General features: G+C 61.9%; 23 protein-coding genes and 2 tRNA genes. 16 read left to right on the forward strand and 9 right to left on the reverse strand.

Features of this window, described 5'->3' with window-relative positions:
- Positions 1-5: 5 nt before the first annotated feature.
- Complete coding sequence (locus PQU95_RS01980) at positions 6-4376, forward strand: PAS domain-containing protein (RefSeq protein WP_272750443.1); 4371 nt, start codon at positions 6-8, stop codon at positions 4374-4376.
- A gap of 49 nt (positions 4377-4425) precedes the next feature.
- Here the strand turns inward: PQU95_RS01980 and PQU95_RS01985 are convergent.
- A tRNA-Glu gene (locus PQU95_RS01985) sits at positions 4426-4501 on the reverse strand.
- Positions 4502-4507: 6 nt separating this feature from the next.
- A tRNA-Arg gene (locus PQU95_RS01990) sits at positions 4508-4584 on the reverse strand.
- A gap of 169 nt (positions 4585-4753) precedes the next feature.
- Between PQU95_RS01990 and PQU95_RS01995 the strand changes: the two genes are divergently transcribed.
- Entirely contained in the window at positions 4754-5161 is a 408-nt protein-coding gene (locus PQU95_RS01995; RefSeq protein WP_272750445.1) for an NUDIX hydrolase, read from the forward strand.
- 38 nt (positions 5162-5199) lie between these two features.
- On the opposite strand, the gene PQU95_RS02000 is transcribed toward PQU95_RS01995, so the two are convergent.
- Both PQU95_RS02000 and ppsR read right to left on the reverse strand, forming a co-directional pair.
- Positions 5200-5412 (reverse strand): sigma factor-like helix-turn-helix DNA-binding protein, encoded by a 213-nt coding sequence (locus PQU95_RS02000; RefSeq protein WP_017507160.1) that lies wholly within the window; start codon positions 5410-5412, stop codon positions 5200-5202.
- Positions 5413-5567: 155 nt separating this feature from the next.
- Positions 5568-6389: a posphoenolpyruvate synthetase regulatory kinase/phosphorylase PpsR gene (ppsR, locus tag PQU95_RS02005; protein ID WP_272750446.1), complete on the reverse strand. Its 822-nt coding sequence runs from the start codon at positions 6387-6389 to the stop codon at positions 5568-5570.
- 288 nt (positions 6390-6677) lie between these two features.
- On the opposite strand from ppsR, the gene ppsA reads away from it, so the two are divergent.
- The 4 genes from ppsA to PQU95_RS02025 all read left to right on the forward strand — a co-directional run bounded on the left by ppsA (position 6678) and on the right by PQU95_RS02025 (position 13794).
- Positions 6678-9065 carry a phosphoenolpyruvate synthase gene (gene ppsA, locus PQU95_RS02010; RefSeq protein WP_272750447.1) on the forward strand — a complete coding sequence of 796 codons (2388 nt, stop codon included), beginning with the start codon at positions 6678-6680 and terminating at the stop codon, positions 9063-9065.
- A gap of 169 nt (positions 9066-9234) precedes the next feature.
- Positions 9235-10239: a class 1 fructose-bisphosphatase gene (locus tag PQU95_RS02015; RefSeq protein ID WP_272750448.1), complete on the forward strand. Its 1005-nt coding sequence runs from the start codon at positions 9235-9237 to the stop codon at positions 10237-10239.
- A gap of 187 nt (positions 10240-10426) precedes the next feature.
- A complete protein-coding gene (locus tag PQU95_RS02020; RefSeq protein ID WP_272750449.1) occupies positions 10427-11959 on the forward strand; it encodes a fumarate hydratase in 1533 nt (510 codons plus the stop codon).
- Between the two features lie 212 nt (positions 11960-12171).
- Positions 12172-13794, forward strand: coding sequence for a methyl-accepting chemotaxis protein (locus tag PQU95_RS02025; protein ID WP_272750450.1), 1623 nt, complete (start codon positions 12172-12174; stop codon positions 13792-13794).
- 156 nt (positions 13795-13950) lie between these two features.
- On the opposite strand, the gene PQU95_RS02030 is transcribed toward PQU95_RS02025, so the two are convergent.
- Positions 13951-14385, reverse strand: a complete 435-nt coding sequence (locus PQU95_RS02030; protein ID WP_272750451.1) for a DUF411 domain-containing protein — start codon at positions 14383-14385, stop codon at positions 13951-13953.
- Positions 14386-14575: 190 nt separating this feature from the next.
- Here PQU95_RS02030 and PQU95_RS02035 point away from each other — a divergent pair, with 190 nt between their 5' ends.
- Positions 14576-16333, forward strand: coding sequence for a sensor histidine kinase (locus PQU95_RS02035; RefSeq protein ID WP_272750452.1), 1758 nt, complete (start codon positions 14576-14578; stop codon positions 16331-16333).
- Complete coding sequence (locus tag PQU95_RS02040) at positions 16309-16998, forward strand: response regulator transcription factor (RefSeq protein ID WP_272750453.1); 690 nt, start codon at positions 16309-16311, stop codon at positions 16996-16998. The genes PQU95_RS02035 and PQU95_RS02040 overlap by 25 nt, the downstream gene beginning before the upstream one ends.
- Before the next feature lie 98 nt (positions 16999-17096).
- Here PQU95_RS02040 and PQU95_RS02045 read toward each other — a convergent pair whose 3' ends face one another.
- The 4 genes from PQU95_RS02045 to PQU95_RS02060 form a co-directional block, all read right to left on the reverse strand.
- Positions 17097-17858: an EF-hand domain-containing protein gene (locus PQU95_RS02045; protein WP_272750454.1), complete on the reverse strand. Its 762-nt coding sequence runs from the start codon at positions 17856-17858 to the stop codon at positions 17097-17099.
- 146 nt (positions 17859-18004) lie between these two features.
- Positions 18005-19060, reverse strand: coding sequence for an ATP-binding protein (locus PQU95_RS02050; protein WP_272750455.1), 1056 nt, complete (start codon positions 19058-19060; stop codon positions 18005-18007).
- 10 nt (positions 19061-19070) lie between these two features.
- Positions 19071-19781, reverse strand: coding sequence for a response regulator (locus tag PQU95_RS02055; RefSeq protein WP_272750456.1), 711 nt, complete (start codon positions 19779-19781; stop codon positions 19071-19073).
- Between the two features lie 72 nt (positions 19782-19853).
- Positions 19854-20324, reverse strand: a complete 471-nt coding sequence (locus tag PQU95_RS02060; RefSeq protein WP_272750457.1) for a hypothetical protein — start codon at positions 20322-20324, stop codon at positions 19854-19856.
- Between the two features lie 220 nt (positions 20325-20544).
- Between PQU95_RS02060 and PQU95_RS02065 the strand changes: the two genes are divergently transcribed.
- From PQU95_RS02065 to PQU95_RS02100, 8 genes are all read left to right on the forward strand, one after another.
- Positions 20545-21120 carry an isochorismatase family protein gene (locus PQU95_RS02065; RefSeq protein WP_272750458.1) on the forward strand — a complete coding sequence of 192 codons (576 nt, stop codon included), beginning with the start codon at positions 20545-20547 and terminating at the stop codon, positions 21118-21120.
- 13 nt (positions 21121-21133) lie between these two features.
- Positions 21134-21442 (forward strand): DUF1272 domain-containing protein, encoded by a 309-nt coding sequence (locus tag PQU95_RS02070; protein ID WP_272750459.1) that lies wholly within the window; start codon positions 21134-21136, stop codon positions 21440-21442.
- A 115-nt stretch (positions 21443-21557) separates the two neighbouring features.
- On the forward strand, positions 21558-22451 hold the full coding sequence (locus PQU95_RS02075) for an EamA family transporter (RefSeq protein WP_272750460.1): 894 nt from the start codon (positions 21558-21560) through the stop codon (positions 22449-22451).
- Positions 22452-22461: 10 nt separating this feature from the next.
- Positions 22462-22923, forward strand: a complete 462-nt coding sequence (locus PQU95_RS02080; RefSeq protein ID WP_272750461.1) for a GNAT family N-acetyltransferase — start codon at positions 22462-22464, stop codon at positions 22921-22923.
- A 16-nt stretch (positions 22924-22939) separates the two neighbouring features.
- Complete coding sequence (locus PQU95_RS02085) at positions 22940-23137, forward strand: DUF1737 domain-containing protein (protein WP_272750462.1); 198 nt, start codon at positions 22940-22942, stop codon at positions 23135-23137.
- A 28-nt stretch (positions 23138-23165) separates the two neighbouring features.
- Positions 23166-23630 carry a hypothetical protein gene (locus PQU95_RS02090; protein WP_272750463.1) on the forward strand — a complete coding sequence of 155 codons (465 nt, stop codon included), beginning with the start codon at positions 23166-23168 and terminating at the stop codon, positions 23628-23630.
- Positions 23627-24568: a GlxA family transcriptional regulator gene (locus tag PQU95_RS02095; RefSeq protein WP_272750464.1), complete on the forward strand. Its 942-nt coding sequence runs from the start codon at positions 23627-23629 to the stop codon at positions 24566-24568. Before PQU95_RS02090 ends, PQU95_RS02095 begins: the two co-directional genes overlap by 4 nt.
- A gap of 88 nt (positions 24569-24656) precedes the next feature.
- Positions 24657-24962 carry a hypothetical protein gene (locus PQU95_RS02100; protein WP_272750465.1) on the forward strand — a complete coding sequence of 102 codons (306 nt, stop codon included), beginning with the start codon at positions 24657-24659 and terminating at the stop codon, positions 24960-24962.
- Positions 24963-24990 lie beyond the last annotated feature (28 nt).

The raw sequence follows: 24990 nt of genomic DNA on the forward strand, positions 1-24990 counted from the left end.
CTTTTATGCCCACTATGTCCCTACGCCATCGTTTCCTGCTGTGGTTTTTGCTGGGTAGCTTGCTGCCTGTGGTTTTTACCGGCGTGGTGGCCTACCAGCAGGCGCGGGAAAGCCTGCTGGCCGGCTTGTTTGACCAGATGCGCGCGCTGACCGACGACCGTGTACGCGAGCTGCAGCACTGGCGGCTGAGCCAGGCAGACCACGTGCAGGTGCTGGCGGCAAACCCGGCCATCCAGCAGTGCAAAACCCGTCTGGGTGAGGCCATGCGCCAGCACGGGCCGCTATCGGTGGCTTATGGTGTGGCACGTAGCATGTGTAGCCAGGCGCTGGCGCTGGGCGGGCTGGAAGGGGTGGACGATATCCTGCTGGCGGATGTGGATGGCAGGGTGGTGTATAGCGCCAAGGGGAGGCGCGATTTTGGCGCGGAGCTGTTTCGCGGCGAGCTGGGGCGTACCGTGCTGGCTGATAATGTGCGCAAGGCTTTGCGTGAGCCAGGCATGCATTTTGTGCCCTACGAGCTTTACGCACCTAGCGGTAGAGAAACGGCGTTCTGGCTGGCCAGCATGGTAGAGCAGGGCAAGGTGAGCGGCTTTTTCATCGTCAGTATCAGTAATGCTTCGCTCAACCCGATCCTGACCAGTCGCGAAGGCTTGGGGCAGAGCGGGGAGATGATGCTGGCCAGGCAAGAGCCGGATGGCAAGGCGCTGATCATGGGGCCGCTACGCCACCATAAAGATGCCGCTTTCCAGTTGCACCTTACCCGCCGTACTACCGACCCGCAGCCTATCTTCGACGCGCTGCAGGGGCAGCGCGGAGCGGGCTTGCGCCGGGATTATCGTGGCGAGCCGGTGTTGGCCGCCTGGGCCCCGGTGCCTGATCTGGGCTGGGCGGTAGAGGTCAAGATCGACCAGCAAGAGGCGCTTGAGCCGCTGCATCAGCTGCAGTGGCAAGTGCTGCAGGTGTTATTGCTGGTGGCGCTGGTCATCAGCGCCCTGGCTTACTGGGCCGCGCAGCGGCTGCTAAGACCGCTGCAGGCGCTGGTGCAAGCCAGCGTGCGCCTGGGTGAGGGGGATATTCACAGCCGTATCAGCCACCCCGGCACCGACGAAATAGGTGTGCTGGGGCACAGCTTCAACAGCATGGCCGAGCAACTGGCGCAGTCGCAAAAGCGGCTGTGGAACTATGCGTTCGAGCTGGAAGCCAAGGTGGCCGAGCACACCGCCACCCTGCTGCAGCGCCAGCAGCAGCTGGAAGATGCCGAGCAGATGGCCAGGCTGGGGTATTACATTGTCGATTTGTACAGCGGCGTGGTGTCGTGGTCGCGCCAGCTCAGCAGTTTGCTGGACTACCCCGAACAGTTTGACGCCAGCGAGGTGCTGTTCCTGGCGCGTATTCACCCTGACGATCAGGCGCGGGTGCTGGCCGCCTACCGTCAGGCGCAAACCGGGCCGTACCACCTGAACTACCGGCTGCTGCTGGCGGGGGAGGTGAAATACGTACAGGAACAAGGGCGCTACGACTTTACCGACACCGGCGAGCCGCTGCGCCGTATGGCGGTGATACAGGATATCTCGCACTACGTTGCCATTCTGGAAGAGAAAACCGCCACCCTGCAGGCGCTGGAGCAAGAACGCCTGGCGCGTGCGGAGCAGGCGGTAGGCCATGCCGAGGCCAAGGCGCAAGCCATTTTGCATGCCATCGACGATGGCATTATCGGCTTGAGCACGGCAGGGCAAGTGGTGTTCAGCAACCCGGCTGCTGCCAGCCTGCTGGGCCAGGTGGTGGCGACGCTTACCGGGCGGGCACTGGACGATGTGCTGCTGCACCATAACCCGGAAGGCGAGCCCTTTGGCACCCCCGGCCCGCTGGCGCAAGCCCTGGCCTTGGGCCAGCCCTGCGCCAGCCAGTGGGAGTTGTTTGGTAGTGCGCAGCGGGCGGCTTTTCCGGTGTCGTACGAGCTGCACCTGCTGCCGGAGGGGCACGGCGACCTGGCTGCCGTACTGTATTTCCGCGATATCAGCGCCCAGCGTGCCAGCGAGGCCAAGCTGGAGCAAATGTCGCGTGCGGTAACGCAAAGCCCTGCCGGGGTACTGATTACCGATACCCAGGGGGTGATCGAGTATGTCAACCCGCGGCTGATGGCCATGACGGGTTATAGCGAGCAGGAAATCCTTGGCCAGACGCCCCAGCTGTTCAAGTCCGGGCAGACCAGTGAACAGACCTACCAGGATTTGTGGCATACCTTGCGGCAGGGCAATAGCTGGCACGGCGAAATGCTGAATCGGCGCAAGGATGGCCGCGAGCTCTGGTTGATGCAGATGATCTCGCCGCTGCGCGATAGCGCCGGGCGGCTGACGCACTTCATCAGTATCCAGGAGGATATTGGCGAGCAAAAAGCGCTGGCACAGCAGATGGAGGCCGCGAGGTTGGCCGCGGAAGCCGCCGCTGCCACCAAGAGCGCGTTTCTGGCCAATATGAGTCATGAAATCCGCACCCCGATGAATGCCATCATCGGCATGGCCGACCTGGCGCTGCGCGATGCGCTGCCCGAGCGTACGCGGCAGTTCCTGCAAAAGCTGCTGGGGTCGGCGCGCGGCCTGCTGGACATCATCAATGACATTCTGGACTTTTCCAAGATCGAATCCGGCCACCTGCAGGTAGAGCACGTGCCATTCGACCTGGAAGACGTACTGGGCTCGCTGGCCGATATGCTGGCCATGCGGCTGGAAGGCAAGCCGGTCGAGCTGGTGTTTGACATCGCCCCCGGGGTGCCGCCCGTGCTGGTGGGCGATTCCTTGCGTTTGGGGCAGGTGCTGCTGAACTTGCTGGGCAACGCGGTGAAGTTTACCCGCGAAGGTGAAATCATCCTGCGCATTTACCCGCAGGACGGTGGTTGGCATTTCAGCGTGAGCGACTCTGGCATTGGCATGAGCGCTGCCCAGCAGCAAGGGCTGTTCCAGCCATTTAGCCAGGCCGATGTCTCCACGCAGCGGCGCTACGGCGGTACCGGCCTTGGGTTGGTGATTTCCAGCCAGCTGGTCCGCTTGATGGGCGGCGAATGTATCGATGTCGTTTCGCAGCCCGGTGTCGGCAGCACCTTCAGCTTTGCTCTGCCGCTGGCAGCGGGGGACGGTCAGAAGCAAGCCGGCCCGCTGGCGGTAAACCGGGTATACCTGTACGGCGTGCGGCCAACCTTGAGTGCGGTGTTGCAGCAGCAGTTAGCCGCCATGGGCTTGCCTGTGCAGCCCTTTGGCGGTGTCGGGGCTACCGTCTGCGCCTTGGCCGAGCAGCGTGCGGGCGATGTCTGGCTGGTGGATATCGATCAGCCGGGTTGGCCGCATGTGTTCAGCGAGGTGCACTGGCAGCCCGGCGTGTGGTGCGTATTGCTGAGTGTGCGCCACTTGGGTATGGCCGAGCTTGCCCCTTTCATGCCGGCCGCCATGCCAGTGGCTGCCATCTGGGTAAAACCGCTGACGCCGCAGCGCCTGCGGCACGGCCTGAAGCAGCTGGGGCGCAAGCCGGCCCAGCTGCAGCAGGTGCCTGCACAGGTGCACGAGCAATGCCTGGCCGGCAGGCAAGTGCTGGTGGTCGATGACGTGCTGCTGAACCAGGAGGTAGTGGCGGCCTACCTGATGGATGCGGGCGCCCAGGTAAGCTATGCCGGCAACGGTGAAGAGGCCTTGCACCGCCTCGCCAGCGAAAAGCCGGACATTATCCTGATGGACTGCCACATGCCGGTGATGGATGGCTTTGTTGCCACCGCGCGTATACGCGCCCACCCGCTCTGGTCCGGCATACCGATTGTGGCATTGACGGCAAATGCCTTGAGTGGCAGCCGCGAAGAAGCCATTGCCGCGGGCATGGACGACTACATCAGCAAGCCTATCGACCCCGACAAACTGTTTGCCGTGCTGGCGCGGCTGGGCATTAGCCAGCCGCAGGCAGGGGCGCGTGTTGTTGCACCGCTTGCTGTGGCTGGCGCCGCGATCGAGGCGGCGCCACAGGAGCACGATGCCTGGCAAGCCTTGCAGCATGCCGGTGTACACCTGGAAGAAGGGCTGGCGCGGGCCATGGGCAAGCGCAAGGTATACCTGAAATGGCTGCGGCTGTTCGCGCAGAGCCAGCAATCCTTCCCGCAAGACGCGGCGCAGGCGCTAGCGCAGCAAGATTGGGTGTTGCTGCAGCGTTTGGCCCATACCCTGAAGGGCGCGGCCAGCAATGTCAGTGCAGAAACGGTACGCGGACTGGCCGAGCAGCTGGAAAATAGTGTGCGTGATCAGCAGGCCGAGCCAGTGCTGGCAGGCCAGCTGGCGGCTTTGGTGCCGGTATTTGAAGCGTGCCGGCAGGCGATCGTGGTTTTGCCGGACAGCGAGTAGGCACAACAAAACAAAAAAGCCACCTTGCGGTGGCTTTTTTGTCGAATCCTGGCGTCCCCACGGGGATTCGAACCCCGGTTACCGCCGTGAAAGGGCGATGTCCTAGGCCTCTAGACGATGGGGACAGATTGTGGCGCACCCGGAGCGATTCGAACGCCCGACCCTTTGGTTCGTAGCCAAATACTCTATCCAACTGAGCTACGGGTGCGCTGTTCTCGTTTGACTGTTGTCTTTCGAGAAGGCGAACTATACGGAAGTGGGATTTGGCTGTCAACACATTTCTGTAAAATAACGTAATCAATGGCGGGGTGCTGGTTAGCCAGTAGCCCTTATGCGACAACATAAGCACAAGAACACCGAAGTAAGGCGAGGGGGAAATGGCATTTGACGACCGATTTCGTTTGAGCAGCCACGCCGTGATCTGCAATGTGGCAGGCGAGGTACTACTGCTGAAAGCCAGTTACGGCAGCCTGGCCTGGGGCCTGCCCGGCGGCGCGCTGGAGCCGGGTGAAACCATCCATCAGGCGCTATTGCGCGAGTGCCGTGAGGAGCTGGGCGTCACGCTAGAGATTTGTTACCTGTCCGGGGTGTATTACCACGCCCAGTACGATTCGCAGGCGTTTGTGTTTCGTTGCGCGTTGCCAGACGGCGCAGATATCCGGCTGAGCGCGGAGCACACGGCCTGGGCCTGGGTGGCACCCGCGCAGCTATCGCCAGTGCAGCGCCAGCGGGTGCAAGATTGTCTGGGGTTTGACGGCTATGTGCACAGTGCACGCTTTGACTGATGCGGCCAACCTGTCTAGGCAGGTTGGCCGCACGGGTTTCAGAGTGGCAGGTAGGGGGTAAGCTGGTTGATTTCGTTCAGTGCCTTGCGAAAGCGGGCGTGGGCACGGGATACGGTAGATTGGCTGATATCCAGCTGGCGCGAGGCGGCATAGCCGGTCATGCCATCAATTTCGATAAGCCACACGGCTTCGCGGGACTTCTTCTTCAAGCCGATCAGATTGGCGATATGGTTGAAGTGTTCCAGTCTCATGATGTGCTCTCCTGCGGGTGGTTGCGGTGGGCGAACCTGTGTTCAGCATAGAACGATGCAGGAAAAATGCACATATTTTGTTTGCGCCAGCCGGGCAGGAAAAAGCCCCGGGCGCGCCATGGGGTGGCAGCGCTGCGGGGCTGTTGGCCGCAGATCTAGAAGCGGCGGCCCAGGTGGGCTTTGTGCATGATGGTGGAGGCGATTTCTTCAATGGATTTGTGCGTGGTGCTGATAAACGGCACGGCATGGTGGCGGAACATCGACTCGGCCTCGTTTACCTCGCGGCGGCAGTTGTCCATGCTGGCGTAGCGCGAATCCGGGCGGCGCTCGGAGCGGATAAAGTGCAGGCGGTTCGGGTCGATGGTCAGCCCGAAAATCTTGCTCTTGAACGGCAGCAGGATTTTCGGCAGCGTCGGGCTGCCCAGGTCTTCCGGCGTCAGCGGGTAGTTGGCCGCCTTGATGCCGTATTGCAGCGCCAGGTACAGGCAAGTCGGTGTCTTGCCGGAGCGCGATACGCCCACCAGAATCACGTCAGCTTCGTCCAGGTCTTTCAGCTTTACCCCGTCGTCGTGGTTCAGCGAGTAGTTCACGGCTTCAATGCGATGGTCGTATTTTTCTTCATTGGACATGCCATGTGCCTTGCCCACTTCCAGTGTCGCTTTTTCACCCAGCTCTTTTTCCAGCTCGCCGATAAAGGTTTCGAAGAAATCGATCACCAATGCGCTGGGAATATTGAGAGCGGCGCGCACATCCGCCTTGATGATGCTGGTGAACACCAGCGGCTTTTCGTGGTCTTCGCGTGCCACTTCGTCAATACGCTGCGCGAGCTCCTGTGCTTTTTCGACTGTGTCGATAAAGGGGATGGTCTCGCGTTTGAATTCTTCGGTGTCAAACTGGGTCAGCAGGGTGTTGCCCAGCGATTCGGCAGTGATACCGGTGCGGTCGGAGACAAAGAAAGCAGAGCGGCGGTGTGGCATGGTGTGTCCTGTGCTTGAGTTGGTACGCTGGCATGAAGTCTGTGCCGTTTTGCCGCCAGCGGCAAGCAGGCAGATCAAGCAGCAGGCCGGATTGCCGGGGTGTTATGTAGTGGTGGCATTACATTTCTGTCTTTTATTCAGGGGGATAAACAGTATTCTTTATCCAGTATGCTGAAAATTCAGGGAAAGCCCTGTGTTGTGCGATGCAAAAGTCGCTACGCAAACCGGGGCTTGTTCGGCTAGAATGCGTGCTTCCCTATCGTCCAATCCAACACAGGAAGTGAAGTGATGGCAGAGAACTACGTCATCTGGTTCGAGAACCTGCGCATGACCGATGTCGAGAAAGTAGGCGGCAAGAATGCCTCGCTCGGCGAAATGATCAGTCAGCTTGCCCATTCCGGGGTGCGCGTTCCGGGAGGTTTTGCTACTACAGCAGACGCCTATCGGGATTTTCTCCAGCACAACGGTCTGGCTGACCGCATCAATACCGCGCTGTCGAAGCTTGATATCGACGACGTAACGGAGCTGGCTCGTGTCGGCAAGGAGATCCGCCAGTGGATCATCGACACCCCATTCCCGGCCAAGCTTGATGAAGATATCAAGACTGCCTGGGATCAAATGGTTGCCGATGCCGGTGGTGCCGATATTTCCGTAGCAGTACGTTCCTCTGCAACCGCAGAAGATCTGCCTGATGCCTCGTTCGCAGGCCAGCAAGAAACCTTCCTGAATATTCGTGGCCTTGACAACGTCAAGGACGCCATGAAACACGTATTCGCTTCCCTCTATAACGATCGCGCCATTTCCTACCGCGTACACAAAGGCTTTGCCCACGATGTTGTGGCCCTGTCTGCCGGTGTACAACGTATGGTGCGCTCCGATAGCGGCGCAGCAGGCGTGATGTTCACTATCGATACCGAATCCGGTTTTGAAGACGTGGTATTCATCACTTCTTCCTACGGTTTGGGCGAGACAGTGGTACAAGGCGCGGTGAACCCGGACGAGTTCTACGTTCACAAGCCAACACTGAAAGCCGATCGTCCTGCCATCCTGCGCAAGACCATGGGCTCCAAGCTGATCAAGATGGAATTCACCGACGCCTCGCAAGCTGGCCGTTCCGTGAAAACCGTTGATGTGGCCGAAGACCTGCGCAAGCAGTTCTCGATCACCGACGCCGAAGTGGCCGAGCTGGCCCAGTACGCGCTGATCATCGAAAAACACTACGCCCGCCCGATGGATATCGAGTGGGGCCGTGACGGCCTGGATGGCAAGCTGTACATCCTGCAGGCACGTCCGGAAACGGTAAAATCGCAGGAAGACCGCAAGGACACCCTGCGCCGCTACCGTCTGAAAAACACCTCCACCGTGCTGTGTGAAGGCCGTGCCATTGGTCAGAAGATCGGCCAGGGTACCGTGCGCATGATCAAGGACGCGTCCGAGATGGATCAGGTCAAAGCCGGCGATGTGCTGGTTACCGACATGACCGACCCGGACTGGGAGCCGGTCATGAAGCGCGCTGCCGCGATCGTGACCAACCGTGGCGGCCGTACCTGCCACGCGGCCATTATTGCGCGCGAGCTGGGTATTCCTGCGGTAGTAGGTTGCGGCGACGCCACCGACCTGCTGCGCGACGGCATGCAAGTAACCGTATCCTGCGCCGAAGGCGACACCGGCAACATCTATGATGGCCTGCTGGAAGTGGAAATCATCGAGCTCGAGCTCGACAAGATGCCGAAGTCGCCGGTGAAGATCATGATGAACGTGGGCAACCCGGAACTGGCTTTCGACTTCGCGCAGCTGCCGAACGAAGGCGTGGGCCTGGCGCGCATGGAGTTCGTGATCAACCGCCAGATCGGTATCCACCCGAAAGCGCTGCTGGAGTTTGATACCCTGCCGGCCGACCTGAAAGCGACCATTACCGATCGCATCGCAGGCTACGCCAGCCCGGTAGACTTCTACGTCGACAAGATCGCCGAAGGCGTGTCCACGTTGGCAGCGGCCTTCTCGCCGAAAAAGGTGATCGTGCGTATGTCCGACTTCAAGTCGAACGAGTACGCCAACCTGATCGGCGGCCAACTGTACGAACCGCACGAAGAAAACCCGATGCTGGGCTTCCGTGGTGCTGCTCGCTACGTGGCTGACAGCTTCCGCGACTGTTTCGAGCTGGAATGCCGCGCCATCAAGAAAGTGCGCGACGTGATGGGCCTCACCAACGTGGAAGTGATGATCCCGTTCGTGCGTACCCTGGCCGAAGCCGAAAAAGTGATCGAGATCCTGGCCGCCAACGGCCTGAAGCGTGGCGAAAACGGCCTGCGCCTGATCATGATGTGCGAACTGCCGACCAACGCTATCCTGGCCGAGAAGTTCCTGCAGCACTTTGACGGTTTCTCCATCGGTTCCAACGATATGACCCAGCTCACCCTGGGTGTGGATCGTGACTCCGGCGGCCCGATCGCGACCACTTTCGACGAGCGTAACGAGGCTGTGAAAGCCATGCTGCACCTGGCTATCCAGGCTTGCCGCAAGCTGGACAAGTACGTGGGTATCTGCGGCCAAGGCCCGTCGGATCACCCGGACTTTGCCAAGTGGCTGGTGGAAGAGGGCATCGAGACCATCTCGCTGAACCCGGATACCGTCGTGGAAACCTGGTTGTACCTGGCCAAGGAACTGAACGCCTAAGCGTTGCGTTTCGCCACACGCCCGACTCGCCAAAACGGCTTCCGTTTTGCCCTGGTCGGGCGTTTTTCTTTGCTGATGCATGTAGTGCGCAGGTAACACCCCAGACGCTTGGGGCAGGGTGGTAAACTTGGCTAACCCTTTCTGCGACCTATGTGATACGAGGACAATAATGAGCAGCCGTATCTCCCTCTCCCGATTCCTGATTGAAGAACAGCGCCTGCATGGTGCCCTGCCGCCGGATCTGCGTCTGCTGATCGAAACCGTGGCGCGTGCCTGCAAAGCCATTGCCCACTCGGTAAACAAAGGTGCGCTGGCTGGTGTGCTGGGCGATGCCGGTACCGGTAACGTACAAGGCGAAGCCCAGAAAAAGCTGGACGTGATCGCTAACGACATCCTGCTGGAAGCCAACGAATGGGGCGGCAACCTGGGCGCCATGGCGTCTGAAGAAATGGAGCTGCCGCACTCCATCCCCGAGCACATGCCCCGTGGCCGCTACCTGCTGATGTTTGACCCGCTGGACGGCTCGTCCAATATCGACGTGAACATCTCCGTGGGCACCATCTTCTCGGTACTGGAAGCGCCGGAAGGCAATACCCAGCCGACCGAAGCCGACTTCCTGCAAGCCGGTAGCCACCAGGTAGCCGCAGGTTATGCGGTATATGGCCCGCAAAACATGCTGGTGCTTACCTTTGGCCACGGTGTGTACGGCTTCACGCTGGACCGCGAGCTGGGCTCCTGGGTACTGACCCACCGCAATATGACCGTACCGGCTACCACCGGCGAGTTTGCCATCAATATGTCCAATCAGCGCCACTGGGAAGCCCCGGTGCAGCGTTATGTCGGCGAGCTGCTGGCCGGCAAGGAAGGCCCGCTGGGCAAGGACTACAATATGCGCTGGGTGGCCTCCATGGTGGCTGAAGTGCACCGCATCATCACCCGTGGCGGTATTTTCATGTACCCGAAAGACGCGCGTGACCCGGCCAAACCAGGCAAGCTGCGCCTGATGTACGAAGGCAACCCGATGGCGTTCATCATCGAGCAAGCCGGTGGCCTGGCTACCGATGGCCATCGCCGCATCATGGACATCGTGCCGCAGGGCCTGCACGAGCGTGTGGCTGTATTCCTGGGCTCCAAAGAAGAAGTGGCCCGCGTTACCGGCTACCATCAGGGCTGATACCCGTTTGCGGCCAACGTTGGCCGCAGTCGTACATGCCTACAAAACCGCCGGCGCTGAGTCGGCGGTTTTGCATTGTTCTGCTTTTATCTTCCTGCGTTGCAGCATTGCGCCTTCCTGCCCGTGGGCGAAACGCCTAAAATAGCGGCACAAACCCAACACAGCCCCTACGCTGGAGAACCCAATAATGACCATCATCCGTCAGGACGACTTCATCCAGAGCATTGCCGATGCCTTCCAGTACATCAGCTGCTACCACCCGAAAGACTATATCGACGCGTTGTACCAGGCCTATCTGCACGAAGAAAGCCCGGCCGCCAAAGACGCCATGGCGCAGATCCTGATCAACAGCCGCATGTGTGCCGAAGGTCGCCGCCCGATTTGCCAGGATACCGGTATTGCCGTGGTGTTCCTGAAAGTGGGTATGAAAGTGCAGTGGGACAGCACGCTGTCGGTACAGGAAATGGTGAACGAGGGCGTGCGTCGCGCCTATAACAACCCGGACAACAAGCTGCGCGCCTCCGTGCTGCTGGACCCGGCAGGCAAGCGCCAGAACTCCAAGGACAACACTCCTGCCGTGGTGCACTTCGAGATTGTTGAAGGCGACGGCGTGGAAGTGATCTGTGCGGCCAAGGGCGGCGGCTCCGAGAATAAATCCAAGTTCTACGCACTGAACCCGTCCGACAGCATCGTCGATTGGGTCGTGAAGACCGTACCGACCATGGGTGCAGGCTGGTGTCCACCAGGCATCCTGGGTATCGGTATCGGCGGTACGCCGGAAAAAGCCATGCTGCTGGCCAAAGAATCGCTGATGGACCACGTGGATATCCACGAGCTGAAGGCCAAGGCCGCCAGCGGCGCCGAGCTGAGCCGTGTAGAACAGCTGCGCCTGGAAATCTTCGAAAAAGTGAACGCGCTGGGTATCGGCGCGCAGGGCCTGGGCGGCCTGACCACCGTGCTGGACGTGAAGATCCTGGATTACCCGACCCACGCCGCCAGCCTGCCGGTCGCCATGATCCCGAACTGCGCCGCCACGCGCCATATCCATTTCCACCTGGACGGCAATGGCCCGGCCGTGCTGGAAACGCCGAAGCTGGAAGACTGGCCGGAAATCACCTACGACACCAGCAATGGCAAGCGTGTGAACCTGGACAGCATCACGCCGGAAGAAGTGGCCAGCTGGCAGCCGGGTGACGTGCTGCTGCTGAACGGCAAGATCCTGACCGGCCGCGACGCTGCGCACAAACGCATGGTGGACATGCTGAACAAGGGCGAGAAGCTGCCGGTAGACTTTACCAACCGCTTCATCTACTACGTCGGCCCGGTAGACCCGGTGCGTGACGAAGTGGTTGGCCCGGCCGGCCCCACTACCGCCACGCGTATGGACAAGTTCACCCGCCAGATGCTGGAACAGACCGGCTTGCTCGGCATGATCGGCAAGGCCGAGCGTGGCCCGGCTGCCATCGACGCCATCAAGGACAACAAAGCCGTCTACCTGATGGCGGTGGGCGGCTCGGCCTACCTGGTGTCCAAGGCCATCAAGGCATCCAAAGTGGTGGGTTTTGCCGACCTGGGCATGGAAGCCATCTACGAGTTCGAAGTACAGGACATGCCGGTAACCGTAGCGGTAGACGCCTGTGGCACCTCGGTCCACAACACCGGCCCGGCCGAGTGGAGCGTGAAAATTGCCGATATCGCCCGCGCTAAACACCCGGCCTGATAGTCTGGCCGTATCAAGCCCAACCCCTTCCGGTAGCCGGAAGGGGTTTTTTTATTGCGATCGAAAGCCTGATCTACAAAAGCGGTGCCAGCGGATGGTTTTTATTGGTTTAATACCAATTAAAGACCACGTGGCTTTGTCATGCCATAATGCCTTAACGCCCCGTAACTCGCCACGCTGGTGGCACCCCAAGACAAAGACAGGAACAGGCCATGAAAGTAAAACACAAGGCTTGGTGGGTATCGCTATTGATACTGGTCAGCATGCTGGCCATTGCACTGGCAGGCACCTATACCATGCGCCAGATGAGTGACCAGGACAACCGCGCGCGTATCAAGCAGCTGATGTCCAGTACGCATTCTGCCATTTTGCAGCTGGAACGAATGGCAGCCAGTGGCAAACTGAGCGATGCCCAGGCCAAAGACATTGCCACGCAAGTACTGCGGGAAAACAAATACAGCAGCTCCGAATATGTCTACGTGGCAGACGAGAAGCTCGATTTTGTCGCGACACCGCTAGACCCCCAGCTGCATGGCACCAGCTTTAACGACTTCAAGGACGCAGAAGGCCAGAGTGTCGGTGCCATCCTGAGTGCTGCGCTGCAGCGATCCGGTGGCGAGCTTACCCAGTACTGGTGGACGGCACGGCGCGAGGGCGAGGTGGTCAAGCTGCTGTCGGTCGCACAGCGCACCCCGCGATGGCACTGGGTGGTGGGGACCGGTATCAGCTTTGCCGAGGTTGACCAGCGTTTCTGGCACACCGCCCGTTGGCAGGTGCTGGTGTGCCTGCTGTTGGTGGCTGGCATTGCGACCGTCATACTGCTGTCTGTACGCGGTTTGTTAGCCAAGCTGGGGGGCGAGCCGGACGAGGTGCAGGCATTGGTGCAAAAAGTGTCTGCCGGTGACCTGCGTGGCGCAGAAGACCTGGCAGGCACTGTGCCGGCGCAGAGTATTTTTGGTGCGGTGCTTGCCATGCGTACCGCCTTGCGTGAATTACTGGGCAATATGAGCCAGTCTGTCATGACGCTGAACCAGAGTAGCCACGCCATTGTGGATCAGGCATCGGGTAGCCGGGTATTGGTAGCTCAGCAAACCGAAGCCACGGTGCGTATCAGCCAGGCCACTGATCAGTTCAGCCAGCAGGTAGCTGGCGCTGCAGGGCAAGCACTGGCGGCGCGGCAGCAAAGCGACGATGCCATCGATAGCGCGCTGAGCGGGCAACAAGTGATTGCCGGGGCTGTAGGGCGGCTGAATGACATCGGTACTCTGGTGATGGCCACGCAACGCAGTATTGACGAACTGGCCAGCCGCCTGGGCAGTATCAGCGCGGTGATCGGCGTGATTCGCGATGTGGCAGACCAAACCAATTTGCTGGCACTGAATGCCGCCATCGAAGCGGCCCGTGCGGGCGAGCAAGGGCGCGGTTTTGCCGTGGTGGCAGACGAAGTGCGTAAACTGGCCGAGCGTACCAGCCAGGCTACGGGTGAAATTACCCAGACCATCGGCAGCATCCAGGTCAACAGCCAGCAAGCCAAGCAGCGTATGGATGAAATGGTCGAGCAGCTGCATGGTGGTATTGCGCAAGCGCAGGACGGTGGCCAGGCGGTAGCCGTGATTCGCGAGAGCACCGAGTCGGTTTGTGTCAGCATGCAGAAGGTCGTGCTGGTACTGCAGCAGCAGGCAGACGCCAGCCGGGCCATACGTGAAGACCTGTCCGCCGTGGCCAGTATATCGTCCAGCACGCGAGAAGCATCCGAGCAAACCGTGCGTCTGGCCGAGTCCATCCGTCAGGCAGCCGACCTGCTGTCCCTGCTATCGGCCCGTTTTCAGCTGTAGCAGCACGCGCCGGCTGCGGGTAGGCCGGCCCGGGCCGTGCGCTGCAGTGCTGTTTGGCGCACTAGCGGCGGCGCAGCTGCTGTTTGACGCGCTGCCATAGCCACTTGGCCGCGATGCCTGCCAGCATCAGGGCGATACGTTTTTTTACCGACATGGCTAGCCTCCTTTTATCGTGGCATAAACATACTGACGGCCGGCACGGGTAAAGGCCATGACCTGATAGCTGTCGCGTATGCCGGTTTCCATGCCGGGGCTGCCTTGCGGCATGCCCGCCACGGCCAGGCCAGCGATGGCCGGCCGGTCGCGCAAGAGCTGTTGCACCATGGCAGCCGGTACGTGGCCCTCGATGGTGTAGCCGCCGATTTGTGCAGTATGGCAGGAGCGCAAGCTGGCTGGTACACCCAGCCGGTCTTTCAGCTGTGCCATGTCGCTGCGGTCCTGGCTTTGCAACGCAAGCTTGTTGGCACGCATATGTGTGGCCCACTTGCCGCAGCAACCACAGGACGGGTCTTTATACAGTTGGCCGCTATCGGCCGCCAGAACCGGCAGGCTGATGGCCAGGGCCAGAAAAAGCAGACGGGCAGTGCGCATAAGAGTTTCACCGGGCAAAATGGTGCATGGACGCGTATTCCCGTGGCAAGTTCCGCTACCAGCTATGCGATACTCTCGCTCCTGCCGTCCATGCTGACGGTGTCATGCGGGGTAAGAAGTGCGATTACGGTTTATTTTATGGCTCTGCTTGTTGTGCTTGTCGCCTGCATGGGCCACGCCAACCCAGGTCATGTCCCGGGCCTACCTGGTAGACCCGCAAGGCAAGCTGGATTTGCCCCAGGTACGCCAGCAGGCTTTCACCCCGCTGCCTGGCATCCTGGCGCGCGGTTATACCCCGACGGTGACCTGGCTGCGCGTCGTCGTGCACAATGGTGCGCCGGGCGAGCCGCTGGTGCTGCGCATCCGCCCGGGCTATCTGGATGAGGTCCGTCTGTACTGGCAAGACAGTCAGGGGCGCTGGCAGCAGCAAGCCGACGGGGACCGCTACCCCTACGCCAAGCGCAGTTATCCGGGTATCACGCCGTCTTTTATGGTGCGCCAGGTGCAGGCGCAGGCCGTGTACTACCTGCGTCTGCACACCACCAGTACCAGTATGCTGGGTATAGAAGCGCAGCCGCTGCACCAGGCGCTGCAGGCTGATGTGCGGCAATCGTCATGGCAGATCATCTACTACGCCATTCTGCTGTGGCTGCTGGTATGGGCCATTGCCGATTACCGCGAAAGCCGCGATCGCGTGGTGGGGCTGTTTATTCCCTACCAGCTATTGTCGGTGCTGGTAAACCTGGCTTTTATGGGTTACTACAGCATGCTGGTGCCCGCCAGCTACCCGCAGCTGGCCGATGTGGCCACCAGCTGGACGTCGACACTGTTCTGTCTGGCCAGCCTGATGTTCCATCGTCACTTGCTGCTGGGTTTCTCGCCGCCAGGCTTGCTGCGCTGGGTGCTCAAGTTATTGCCCTGCTATTACCCGCTGTTGTTCCTGATGCTGGCTTTCGGCACTATCCAGCCGGTCATGCAGACCAATACCATGGTGGCGCCTGTGCAGGTCCTGCTGATGGCCCTGACTGCCTGGCTGGTGCCGCCGCACCCGCTGCGCCGCCTGTTGCGTGTGCTATATACCCTTTCCATCGGGGTGATCGCCATTACCATGCTGCCCTTGCTGGGCATTGGCAATGTGCTGGAAATGAACCAGTACGGCCAACTGATACAGTCGCTATTGATCAGTGCACTGGCCTTTGTCCTGTTGCAGCGCCGTTCCGGCCAGCTGCGCAGCGAACGCCACGCCTTTGCAGTGGAGCTGGAGCTGGCTCGGCAACAGATTGTGATTGAACGGCAGCAAAGCGAAGAGCAGTCCCGTTTTATGGCCATGCTGACTCATGAGCTCAAGACCCCCATGTCTGTGATCCGTATGGCGCTGGGCAGCTTGCGTATGCAGCTGGGCGAGCAGCGCATTCTGGCGCACGCCGAGCGGGCGGTAGACGACATGAACGCCGTGGTAGAGCGCTGCACCCAGGCCGACCGTATCGAGCAGGGGCAGCTGGAGATTCAGAGCGAGACTATCGTGCTGGCCGAGCTGATAAATGATGTGCGCGACAACAGCCGTGAACCGGAGCGGGTAATATTGCACCCGGGCACGGTGCCTCTGTTGCGCAGTGACAGCCAGCTATTGCGGACTGTGTTATCAAATCTGATAGATAACGCTTTGAAGTATTCGCCGGCAGCCAGCACGATTAATGTGAAATGGGGCACAAAATCCACGGGATTGTGGCTATCTGTTGACAATGTTGCGTCTGCGGCAGGCATGCCGGATGCAAGTAAGGTATTTACAAAGTATTATCGAAGTCCTGGCGCTCATAGCAAAACCGGTTCTGGCCTCGGGCTGTATCTGGTGCGCGGCCTGTGTATACAGCTGCAAGGGATGGTTTCCTACCGGCCTGAAGCCAATATCGTGAGATTTGAAGTATGGTTACCCGTATCAACCCGTTAAACGTCGTGGTCGTCGAAGATCACGATGTCCTGCGAGAAGTCACCCTGGATGCTTTGCGCGTGCAGGGTTATCACGTGCAAGGTGTCGATTGTGCCGAAGCACTGGGCGACTTGCCGTTCCAGCCTGACCTGTACATTGTGGACTTGAACCTGCCGGGCGAGGACGGTATCAGCCTGTCGCGCCGCCTGCGCGCAGCCCAGCCCGAGGTAGGTATCATCATGACCACGGCGCGTAACAGTATTGCGGCCAAGGTAGAAGGCTATGCCAGCGGCGCAGACATCTACCTGACCAAGCCCTGTTCACTGGAAGAGTTGCTGGCGGCGGTGCGTTCGCTGGCGCGCAGGCTTACTGGCCAGGGCCCGGAGCATGGCTGGATACTGCAAACCGACAAGCAGCAATTGTCTGGCCCGGGCGGGCAGGTCGGGTTGACGTCGTCCGAGTTTGCCCTGCTGGCCGGGCTGTCCCGCGCCCCAGGGCGCCAGCTGGAAACATGGCAGATGATAGAGCTGCTGGGCAAACGGCTGGAGGAATACAGCAAGGCCAACCTGGAGGTACAGCTGGTGCGCCTGCGCAAGAAGCTGGTGCAGGCCGGCTGCGATAACCACGCGCTGAAAGCCGTACGCGGTCAGGGCTATCAGTTGGCGGTAACGCTGGCGATCCAGTAGCGCGCCAGCGCGAAGGTTGGCCGCAACAAACCCCGCGTGCATGGCAGGCGGGGTTTGTTTTTTAGCAGCCAGGCGGCCTGGCGCGCCGCTGTGCGGTATCAGGCGGCAGAGCGCATGCTGCTGCCTTCATCCGGCGCGCTAAAGTCGTCGTAGGCCCGCATCATCTCCATCAGCCGCTGGGCAATACGGCCCTGCATGTCCTGGCTACTGGACACACTGCCGCTGTTGCTCGAGCTGCTGTCGCTGCCAGTGCTGCCGGCTTGCTCTTGCTGGCGCTGGTAGGCCACGCTTTCGCTAAAGCTCACCTTGCCGTCACCATCGGCGTCTGCTTCGTCAAAGTTGTCTGCCAGCTGGCTGAACAGGCTGGCGGCCTGGGTATTGCCCGACTCTGCCGCGGCTGTGGCCATATCCCCCAGCTGGCTTTGGTCCAGGCCCTGATCCTGGCGCTGGCCACCAGGCCCGCCTGGCGGTGGCGGTGGCATGCCGCCGCCACCCATGCCCTGCATACTGCCTTGCATGCGCATGGTGTTGAACTGGCTATCCAGCTGTTCCTGCAGCGACTTGATGCCGCTGGTGAGTTCGTCCTGGGTGACTTTGCCGTCGCTATCGCTATCCAGGCTGGAAAACACCTCGTCGCTGCTGGCGGTGTTGCTGCTTTGCCCGCTACGCGATAGCTGGCTGATGGCGCTGGCAAAATCGTCAGCCTCCAGATAGCCCTGCTTGTCGGTGTCCAGCTTGCTGAAGATCTGCTCGGCGACCTCGCTGGCTTCCGGCCGCTGCCGCATGCCACGTGGCCCAGCGCCGGGGCCCTGCATCATATTGGGCATGTAGCTGCTGGTACTGCTTGTTACGCTGCTCATGGTCATTCTCCCTGAAGGGTAGGAAAACCCGCCCCAGCCGTGCACGGCCAATACCTGTCACGGCTTGTAGCGAGTCATGACACTGTATGGCTGGCTTGTCTGCATGATTTATCCGCTTTGTATCACGATGGATACAAACCACAGTGCTAGCGTGGCAGCACCAGCAGCGCAACCAGGCCGCCGTCATCGGCATTGCTCAGGTAAAGCTCCCCGCCCATGCGCCGCGCGGCATCACGGGCGATGGTCAGCCCCAGGCCGGTGCCACCGGTGTGGCGGTTGCGCGAGTCTTCCAGCCGCACAAAAGGCTCGAATACCCGCGCCAGCTGTGCCGCCGGTATGCCGGGGCCGTGGTCGCGAATGGCAATTTCTACCGTGGTATCGCTTTGCTGCAGGCTGATGTCGGCACTGCCGCCGTAGCGCAAGGCGTTTTCCAGCAAGTTGTCCAGGCAGCGGCGCAGGGTCGCCGGCAGGGTGCGCAGCTGGCTGGCTTGTCCGTTAAAGCTCACCGGCTGGCCCAGCTCCTGGGCGTCTTCCGCCATGGCTTGCAGCAGGGCTTCGATGTCCAGCTGCTCCCAGCCTTCTTGCTGGCTGTTATCGCGCAGGTAGGCCAGGGTGGCATCCAGCATGGCGGCCATCTCGTCTATGTCCTGATTCAACCTTTGCTGTAGCGCACTGTCGTCGATCTGGGTGCCGCGCAGGCGAATGCGCGTCAGCGGGGTACGCAGGTCGTGCGATACCGCGGCCAGAAAGTGGCTGCGCTCGTCCATCTGCCGGCGCAGTTTGGCGCGCATATCGTTGAACAACAGCGCTGCCTGGCGCGTTTCCAGCGGGCCGGTTTCGTCTATGGGCGGGGCGTCCAGCGTACGGCCCAGCTCCCGTGCGCCCTGGGTGAGCTGCTCGATAGGGCGTACCAGGCGGCGTGCGCCGTACCAGGCCAGTAGCGAAACGGCGGCCAACTGTAGGGCAAAGCCGGCCCAGAATTCGGGCGGCAAGCGGCGTTCACCCCTCTCGTGTGGCGGGCGCTCGCCAGGCGGCGGGCGCGGATGATCGGCCGCCCGTGGCGGGGGCGGGGCTTCGGGTGGCGGGCCGTCGGGCGCAAATACCACGAACAGGCCGGTCATCACCAGGTGGCTGCACAGCAGGGCAGCCAGTACCAGGCCAAACAGGCGGGTAAAAACGGTATCGGGTACAGGCCATTTCATGCGGTGGCTTTCAATTGATCTTGCAGTCCAGCAGGTAGCCTTCGCCGCGCACGGTTTTCAGTAGCTGCGGCTGCTTGGGGTCGTCGCCCAGCTTCTGGCGCAGGCGCGATACCAGCAGGTCGATGCTGCGGTCGAATGCCTCTACCGTGCGGCCACGGGCGGCGTCCATCAACTGTTCGCGGCTGAGGATGCGCTGCGGGCGAGCCAGAAAAGCGCACAGCAGGCGGTACTCGGCATTGGACAGCGGCACCAGCACTTGCCCGGGCGTAGTGATCTGGCGCTTCTGGTGGCTAAGCCGCCAGCCGGCAAACTGCACGGTGTCCTGGTCTACTGCCGAACCGGGTTTGCCGCGTACCCGGCGTAATACCGTGTGAATGCGCGCTACCAGCTCGCGCGGGTCGAAGGGTTTTACCACGTAGTCGTCGGCGCCCAGCTCCAGCCCCACCACGCGGTCGGCTGATTCGCCACGGGCGGTGAGCATGATGATGGGCGTGTTACCCACGGCGCGGATGTGGCGGCACAACGATAGCCCGTCTTCGCCCGGCAGCATCAGGTCCAGAATGATCAGGTCGACGCGTTCGTGTTCCAGCTTCTGGCGCAGGCCGTGGCCGTCACCTACGCACAGGCACTGCATGCCATAGCTTTGCAGGTATTGCGCCAGCAGGTTGCGGATATCGGGGTCGTCGTCCACGATCAGCAGGCGGATGCCGTGTTCGTTCATGCAGGCTCCTTGGGGAAGCGCCGTGCGCCTGCATGGTGGCGGCACGGCCGTGTGGTGGTGGGTAGCACAGCCCTAGCCCGGTGGCGGTATATCGTGTACCGGCGGTGGTGGTGACTGTAACACCTGGCGCACGATGCCGGCTTGCTGGCTGCTGAGGCTATCAAAAAATGCCAGCCAGGCAGCAGAAGGCTGCATGGCGGGGGCGGCCAGGCTAGCCGCGCGCAAGGCTTGCGACAGGCTCAGGCGGGTATCGGCCAGCTTTTCCTGTAGCCTGAAACCGGCGTGTTGCAGGCTGCGCTGCTGGCGCGTTTGCTGGTTCATATCGTGCTGTTCGGCGTGTAGCCACAAGGATTGCTGGGCGTCGCTCAGCTGCAGCGCGGGCAGGGCGTCCTCCAGCATGATAGCCAGCGGCGGCGGTGGCATGTCGCGCGGCATGTCGTGCCGGGGGCCATGCGCTGGCGGGGCGGCGTCGTCAGCCCGTGCAGGCAGGCTGGCGCCTAGTGCCAACAGGGCGGTAGCCAGTAGCAGGGTTTTCTTGTGCATGATAGGGCTCCTTGATCGGTGCGGCACGGGGCCGACGCTGGCAGTATCCGGCCCGGCTGTATCGCCGCCTTGTCCCCTTTGTAACAGCCCTGATACATCGCCGCGTACCTGGCTGGCCGCATGGCTGTATTTGTCCTGCACATGGCCAGCTACGGCATGGCACCCAGCTGTGCTGCCCGGCACAATAGCGCTATCTTCACTGGCATACAGGTAGCCCGCCATGTCCGCTTCTGCCCTGATCGTGATTGATGTCCAGCAATCCTTCCTGCACCGCCCGTATTGGGACCAAGCCGAGCTGCCGGCTTTCCGCCAGGCCGTGCTGGCGCTGATCGCCGGCGCGCGCGCCCGTGGCGTGCCGGTTATCTATGTGCTGCACGAGGATGGCGACGGCCCGTTTGCCGCCGCCAGCGGCCACGTGCAGCCGATGGACTGGCTGCCGCTGGCGCCGGACGTCACTTTTACCAAGCACGTGCACAACGCGTTTACCGATACCGGCCTGCAGGCGTGGCTGGCGGCACGCGGCATAAACCGCCTGATCATCAGCGGCATCCGCACCGAGCAGTGCTGCGAAACCACCACCCGCGTCGGCAGCGACCTGGGCTTTGCCGTGGATTACGTTACCGAAGCCACGCTGACCTTTGCCATGACCCATCCGCGCAGCGGCCGCGTGTTCAGCGCCGACGACATCCGCCAGCGTACCGAGCTGGTGCTGGCCGGCCGTTTTGCCGACATCCACACCGTGGCCAGCGTGCTGGCGCGGCTGGACGCCGCGGCGGCCAACCAGGCCACCCTCTGAAAGGACACACGCCATGCTGCAACTGCGCCCCGGCTGCGAACACTGCAACACGCCGCTACCGCCCGATAGCCCCGACGCCCGCATCTGCAGCTACGAGTGCACGTTCTGCGCCCGCTGTGCCGAGACGGTGCTGCACAACGTCTGCCCCAATTGCGGCGGCGGCTTTGCGCCGCGCCCCATCCGCCCGGCGCGGCAATGGGTTGGCCGCACCGGTCTGGCGGCACACCCGGCCACCAGCACCGTGACTTACCGGCCGGTGGATCTGGCAGCCCATGCCGCGTTGCTGGCAGCGCAGGGCGGGCTGCCGCCCACGCAGCGCTAGCGGCAGCTGTATCCGGTAAATCGGAACGCACTGTTGCTGTCTGGCGCGTGCCGGCTGGCGTAAGCTCGATGTCATCATGCACCGGCCGCGTGCGGCCAACCTTGGGGAGCAAGCCATGAACTGGCAAGACCGGCTGATCGCGTTGGCGATCGTTGCGGTATGGGGTTTCAACTTTGTGGTGATCAAGTGGGGCGTGGCCGGCGTGCCGCCGTTCCTGCTGGGGGCGCTGCGCTTTAGTGCCGCCGCCGGCCTGGGGCTGCTGTTTGTGCGCCGCCCCGCCATCCCGTGGCGCTGGCTGGCGCTGTACGGCCTCAGCGTGGGGCTGGGGCAGTTTGCCTGCCTGTTTACCGCCATCAAGCTGGGCATGCCGGCCGGGCTGGCGTCCATCGTGCTGCAATCGCAGGCGTTCTTTACCCTGATCATCGGCATGCTGTGGCTGGGCGAACGCTTTACGCCGTGGCAGCTGGCCGGCCTGCTGATCGGTAGCGCCGGGCTGTACCTGATCGGCGGCCTGGGCGCGGCCAACCTGCCGCTGGCCGGCTTTGTGCTGACACTGTGCGGTGCCGCCAGCTGGGCGTTGTCCAACGTGGTGGTACGCCGCATCGTGGCCGCCGGCTACAAGCCGGACATGCTTGGCCTGGTGGTGTGGAGTAGCCTGGCGCCCATCGTGCCGTTCTTTGCGCTGTCCGGCCTGTTCGAAGCCGACCGTATCGTGTGGGCGCAGGTGGCCACGCCGCAAAGCCTGTTTGCCATTGCCTACCTGGCGCTGGTGGCCACCCTGTTCGGCTACGGCCAGTGGAGCAAGCTGCTCAGCCGTCATGCGGCCAACGTGGTGGCACCGTTCTCGCTGCTGGTGCCGTTTTTCGGCGTGCTGTCGGCGGCGCTGGTGCTGGGCGAGCGCCTCAGCTTCTGGCAGCTGGCCGGTGGTGCGCTGCTGCTGGCCGGGCTGGCGGTGAACGTGTTCGGCCCGCGCCTGCTGGCCCTGTGGCGCAAGCCGCAGCCGGCGTAAGGTTGGCCGCATGTCTGCTTCCCTGATTTTGCGCCCGCCGCAACCGGCCGATTACACAGCCTGGCTGCCGCTATGGGACGCCTACAACGCCTTTTACGGCCGCCACGGCGCGCTGGCGCTGCCGGCCGCCATCAGCCAGCTGGCCTGGCAACGCTTTCTGGACCCGGCCGAGCCGCTGCACGCGCTGCTGGCCTGGCGCGGCGGCCAACTGCTGGGGCTGGCGCACTATGTGTTTCACCGCAACACGCTGATGGCGCAGCACGCCTGCTACCTGCAAGACCTGTTTACCGTGCCGGCCGCGCGCGGGCAGGGCGTGGCACGGCAGCTGATTGCCGCCGTACTGGCCGAGGCGCAGGCCGCCGGCAGCCCCAGCGTGTACTGGCATACCCGCCACGACAACGCCGCCGCCCGCCAGCTGTACGACCGCGTGGCGCGGGACACCGGCTTTGTCGTGTATCGTCATACCTTCTGACCACCGGACCCACACCATGAAACTGTACCGCTTGCTCACCGGCCCCGACGACAGCGCCTTCTGCCACCGCGTGACCGAGGCGCTGAGCCGTGGCTGGCAGCTGCACGGCGCGCCCACGCTCACCTTCAACGGCGAACGCGTCATCGCCGGCCAGGCCATCGTCAAGGAGGTGGACGGCGATTACCAGCCGGACATCAAGCTGGGCGAGCTGTAGATCATGAAATCACAAGAATGCGTCAGCAATGAATACAGCCCAGAACTATTTTGTTGAGACCGTAAAACCTACGGTTGATGAATTCTTAAATGATCCGTTTAGCGTGAGGAGAGCAAGACTAGCGGCGATTGTTCTGTATCACCTCGTGGATTACGTTCAGCTCCAATGGCCGGGGTCGAGTATTGGGTCGATTTCTGACAAGGTCGTTGTGCGATGTCCTGATTTCGTACTTATCCGAGATGTATGTAACGCAAGCAAGCACAACCTGCTGACCAAGAAAACCAAGCAACCTAGACAGCTTGATAGTGCATCGCAAGTTCTAGCAAACAGCTATGACGGCTTGTTCCATGCACCATTTGGTTATGGGCATTTTGCTGAGGCTAGCTATGTTTGGGTTCAGCTCAATGATGGCTCTTGGCGGAATTTTGTCGATATTGTGAGGTGTGTATCCGATTTTTTTGATCAGTTCGATTTTTCCAGTGAATTGAAGTGAAAGACATCTACTTCCTGCTCACCCCGCGCTACCTGGCGCTGGATTTCGTCGGCCCGGCCGAGGCTTTCCGCATGGCGCTGGACGAGGGTGCGCCGTTTCGGCTGCACATTGCCGGCCCGGCCACCGAGTGCGTCAGCTCGCTGGGGCTGGTGTCGCGCATCGCGCCGCTGCCGGACGCGGTGGCCGACGGCAGCCTGGTGATCGTGGTGGGCACGGTGGCAGAAGACCTGGATTACGCCACGCCCGAGGCGCAGCAGCTGGTGGCCTGGCTGCGCCAGCACATCCGCCCGCAGGTGGCGCTGGCCACCGTGTGCTCCGGCGCGCTGCTGGCCGGCATGGCCGGGCTGCTGGATGGCCGCGCCTGCACCACGCACCACAGCATTGTGGCCAAGCTGGCCGCCACCGCGCCGCGTGCGCGGGTGCTGGACAACCGCGTATTTGTGGAAGATGGCCACATCGCCACCTCGGCCGGCATTACTACCGGCATGGACCTGGCGCTGGCGCTGATCGAGCGCCACGCCGGGCCCGACGTGGCGGCGCGGGTAGCGCGGCGCATGGTGCTGTATAGCCGCCGCGCCGGCGACGATGCCCAGCTGTCGCCGTGGCTGGCTTACCGCAACCACCTGCACCCGGCGGTACACCGCGCACAAGACGCCATCGCCCGCGACCCCGCGCAGCCGTGGCCGCTGGCCGCGCTGGCCGAGCGTGTGCACCTGAGCCCGCGCCACCTCACGCGGCTGTTTCGCCAGCAAACCGGCGTCAGCATTGTGGAGTACCAGCAACGCCTGCGCGTGGCGCTGGTGCGCCAGCTACTGCAGCAAGGCGTGGCGGTAGAGCGCGCAGCCGAAGGCGGCGGTTTTGCCTCGGCACGCGATATGCGCCGTGTGTGGGCCAAGTTCGAGCCGCAGCTGCCGGGGCAGGTGGGCGGGCGTTTGTAAGCTGCCAGTTACCTGCGGCCACAATCTGCCAACCCTTTGCCAGGTTCTGGCTGGCATGCTGGTGTGTTTGGCCAGAAGGGAGCAGGGCATGAGTTACAGCGGTATGGCAGTTGGCGGCAGCCAGATGTTGAAAGGCGTGGCCGGCTTGGGTAAAGGTGCCTACCACGTGGGCGAGGCGGTGGTCGATGCGGTGGCTGCCGATTTCGGCGAGGCGGCGCTTGATCTGGGCGAGGCGGGCATCGAGCTGGCAGGTGCAGCCTTCAACCTTGCCGCGGGGGCGGCGGAAACGGCGGTGGAGGCGGCCGAGGTGGTATACGAAACGGTGTCGGCCACCGGCGAGAGCGTGGTGAACGGCCTGAAAGTGGCCGGTAACGTGATCGATATTTTTGCCTGAGGCAGATTCACGCAGTGAGATCAGCCAG

The sequence above is a fragment of the Vogesella aquatica genome, from assembly GCF_028548455.1.
Lineage (GTDB): Bacteria > Pseudomonadota > Gammaproteobacteria > Burkholderiales > Chromobacteriaceae > Vogesella > Vogesella aquatica.

Coding starts and splice junctions, on each gene's coding strand:
- PQU95_RS02090 (WP_272750463.1), top strand. CDS start 23,166: ATGAATACAGCCCAGAACTATTTTGTTGAGACCGTAAAACCTACGGTT.
- PQU95_RS02075 (WP_272750460.1), top strand. CDS start 21,558: ATGAACTGGCAAGACCGGCTGATCGCGTTGGCGATCGTTGCGGTATGG.
- PQU95_RS02100 (WP_272750465.1), top strand. CDS start 24,657: ATGAGTTACAGCGGTATGGCAGTTGGCGGCAGCCAGATGTTGAAAGGC.
- PQU95_RS02045 (WP_272750454.1), bottom strand. CDS start 17,858: ATGAGCAGCGTAACAAGCAGTACCAGCAGCTACATGCCCAATATGATG.
- PQU95_RS02000 (WP_017507160.1), bottom strand. CDS start 5,412: ATGAGACTGGAACACTTCAACCATATCGCCAATCTGATCGGCTTGAAG.
- PQU95_RS01980 (WP_272750443.1), top strand. CDS start 6: ATGCCCACTATGTCCCTACGCCATCGTTTCCTGCTGTGGTTTTTGCTG.
- PQU95_RS02050 (WP_272750455.1), bottom strand. CDS start 19,060: ATGAAATGGCCTGTACCCGATACCGTTTTTACCCGCCTGTTTGGCCTG.
- PQU95_RS02015 (WP_272750448.1), top strand. CDS start 9,235: ATGAGCAGCCGTATCTCCCTCTCCCGATTCCTGATTGAAGAACAGCGC.
- PQU95_RS02030 (WP_272750451.1), bottom strand. CDS start 14,385: ATGCGCACTGCCCGTCTGCTTTTTCTGGCCCTGGCCATCAGCCTGCCG.
- PQU95_RS02070 (WP_272750459.1), top strand. CDS start 21,134: ATGCTGCAACTGCGCCCCGGCTGCGAACACTGCAACACGCCGCTACCG.
- PQU95_RS02080 (WP_272750461.1), top strand. CDS start 22,462: ATGTCTGCTTCCCTGATTTTGCGCCCGCCGCAACCGGCCGATTACACA.
- ppsR (WP_272750446.1), bottom strand. CDS start 6,389: ATGCCACACCGCCGCTCTGCTTTCTTTGTCTCCGACCGCACCGGTATC.
- PQU95_RS02040 (WP_272750453.1), top strand. CDS start 16,309: ATGGTTACCCGTATCAACCCGTTAAACGTCGTGGTCGTCGAAGATCAC.
- PQU95_RS02020 (WP_272750449.1), top strand. CDS start 10,427: ATGACCATCATCCGTCAGGACGACTTCATCCAGAGCATTGCCGATGCC.
- PQU95_RS01995 (WP_272750445.1), top strand. CDS start 4,754: ATGGCATTTGACGACCGATTTCGTTTGAGCAGCCACGCCGTGATCTGC.
- PQU95_RS02035 (WP_272750452.1), top strand. CDS start 14,576: ATGTCCCGGGCCTACCTGGTAGACCCGCAAGGCAAGCTGGATTTGCCC.
- PQU95_RS02055 (WP_272750456.1), bottom strand. CDS start 19,781: ATGAACGAACACGGCATCCGCCTGCTGATCGTGGACGACGACCCCGAT.
- PQU95_RS02065 (WP_272750458.1), top strand. CDS start 20,545: ATGTCCGCTTCTGCCCTGATCGTGATTGATGTCCAGCAATCCTTCCTG.
- PQU95_RS02060 (WP_272750457.1), bottom strand. CDS start 20,324: ATGCACAAGAAAACCCTGCTACTGGCTACCGCCCTGTTGGCACTAGGC.
- PQU95_RS02025 (WP_272750450.1), top strand. CDS start 12,172: ATGAAAGTAAAACACAAGGCTTGGTGGGTATCGCTATTGATACTGGTC.
- ppsA (WP_272750447.1), top strand. CDS start 6,678: ATGGCAGAGAACTACGTCATCTGGTTCGAGAACCTGCGCATGACCGAT.
- PQU95_RS02085 (WP_272750462.1), top strand. CDS start 22,940: ATGAAACTGTACCGCTTGCTCACCGGCCCCGACGACAGCGCCTTCTGC.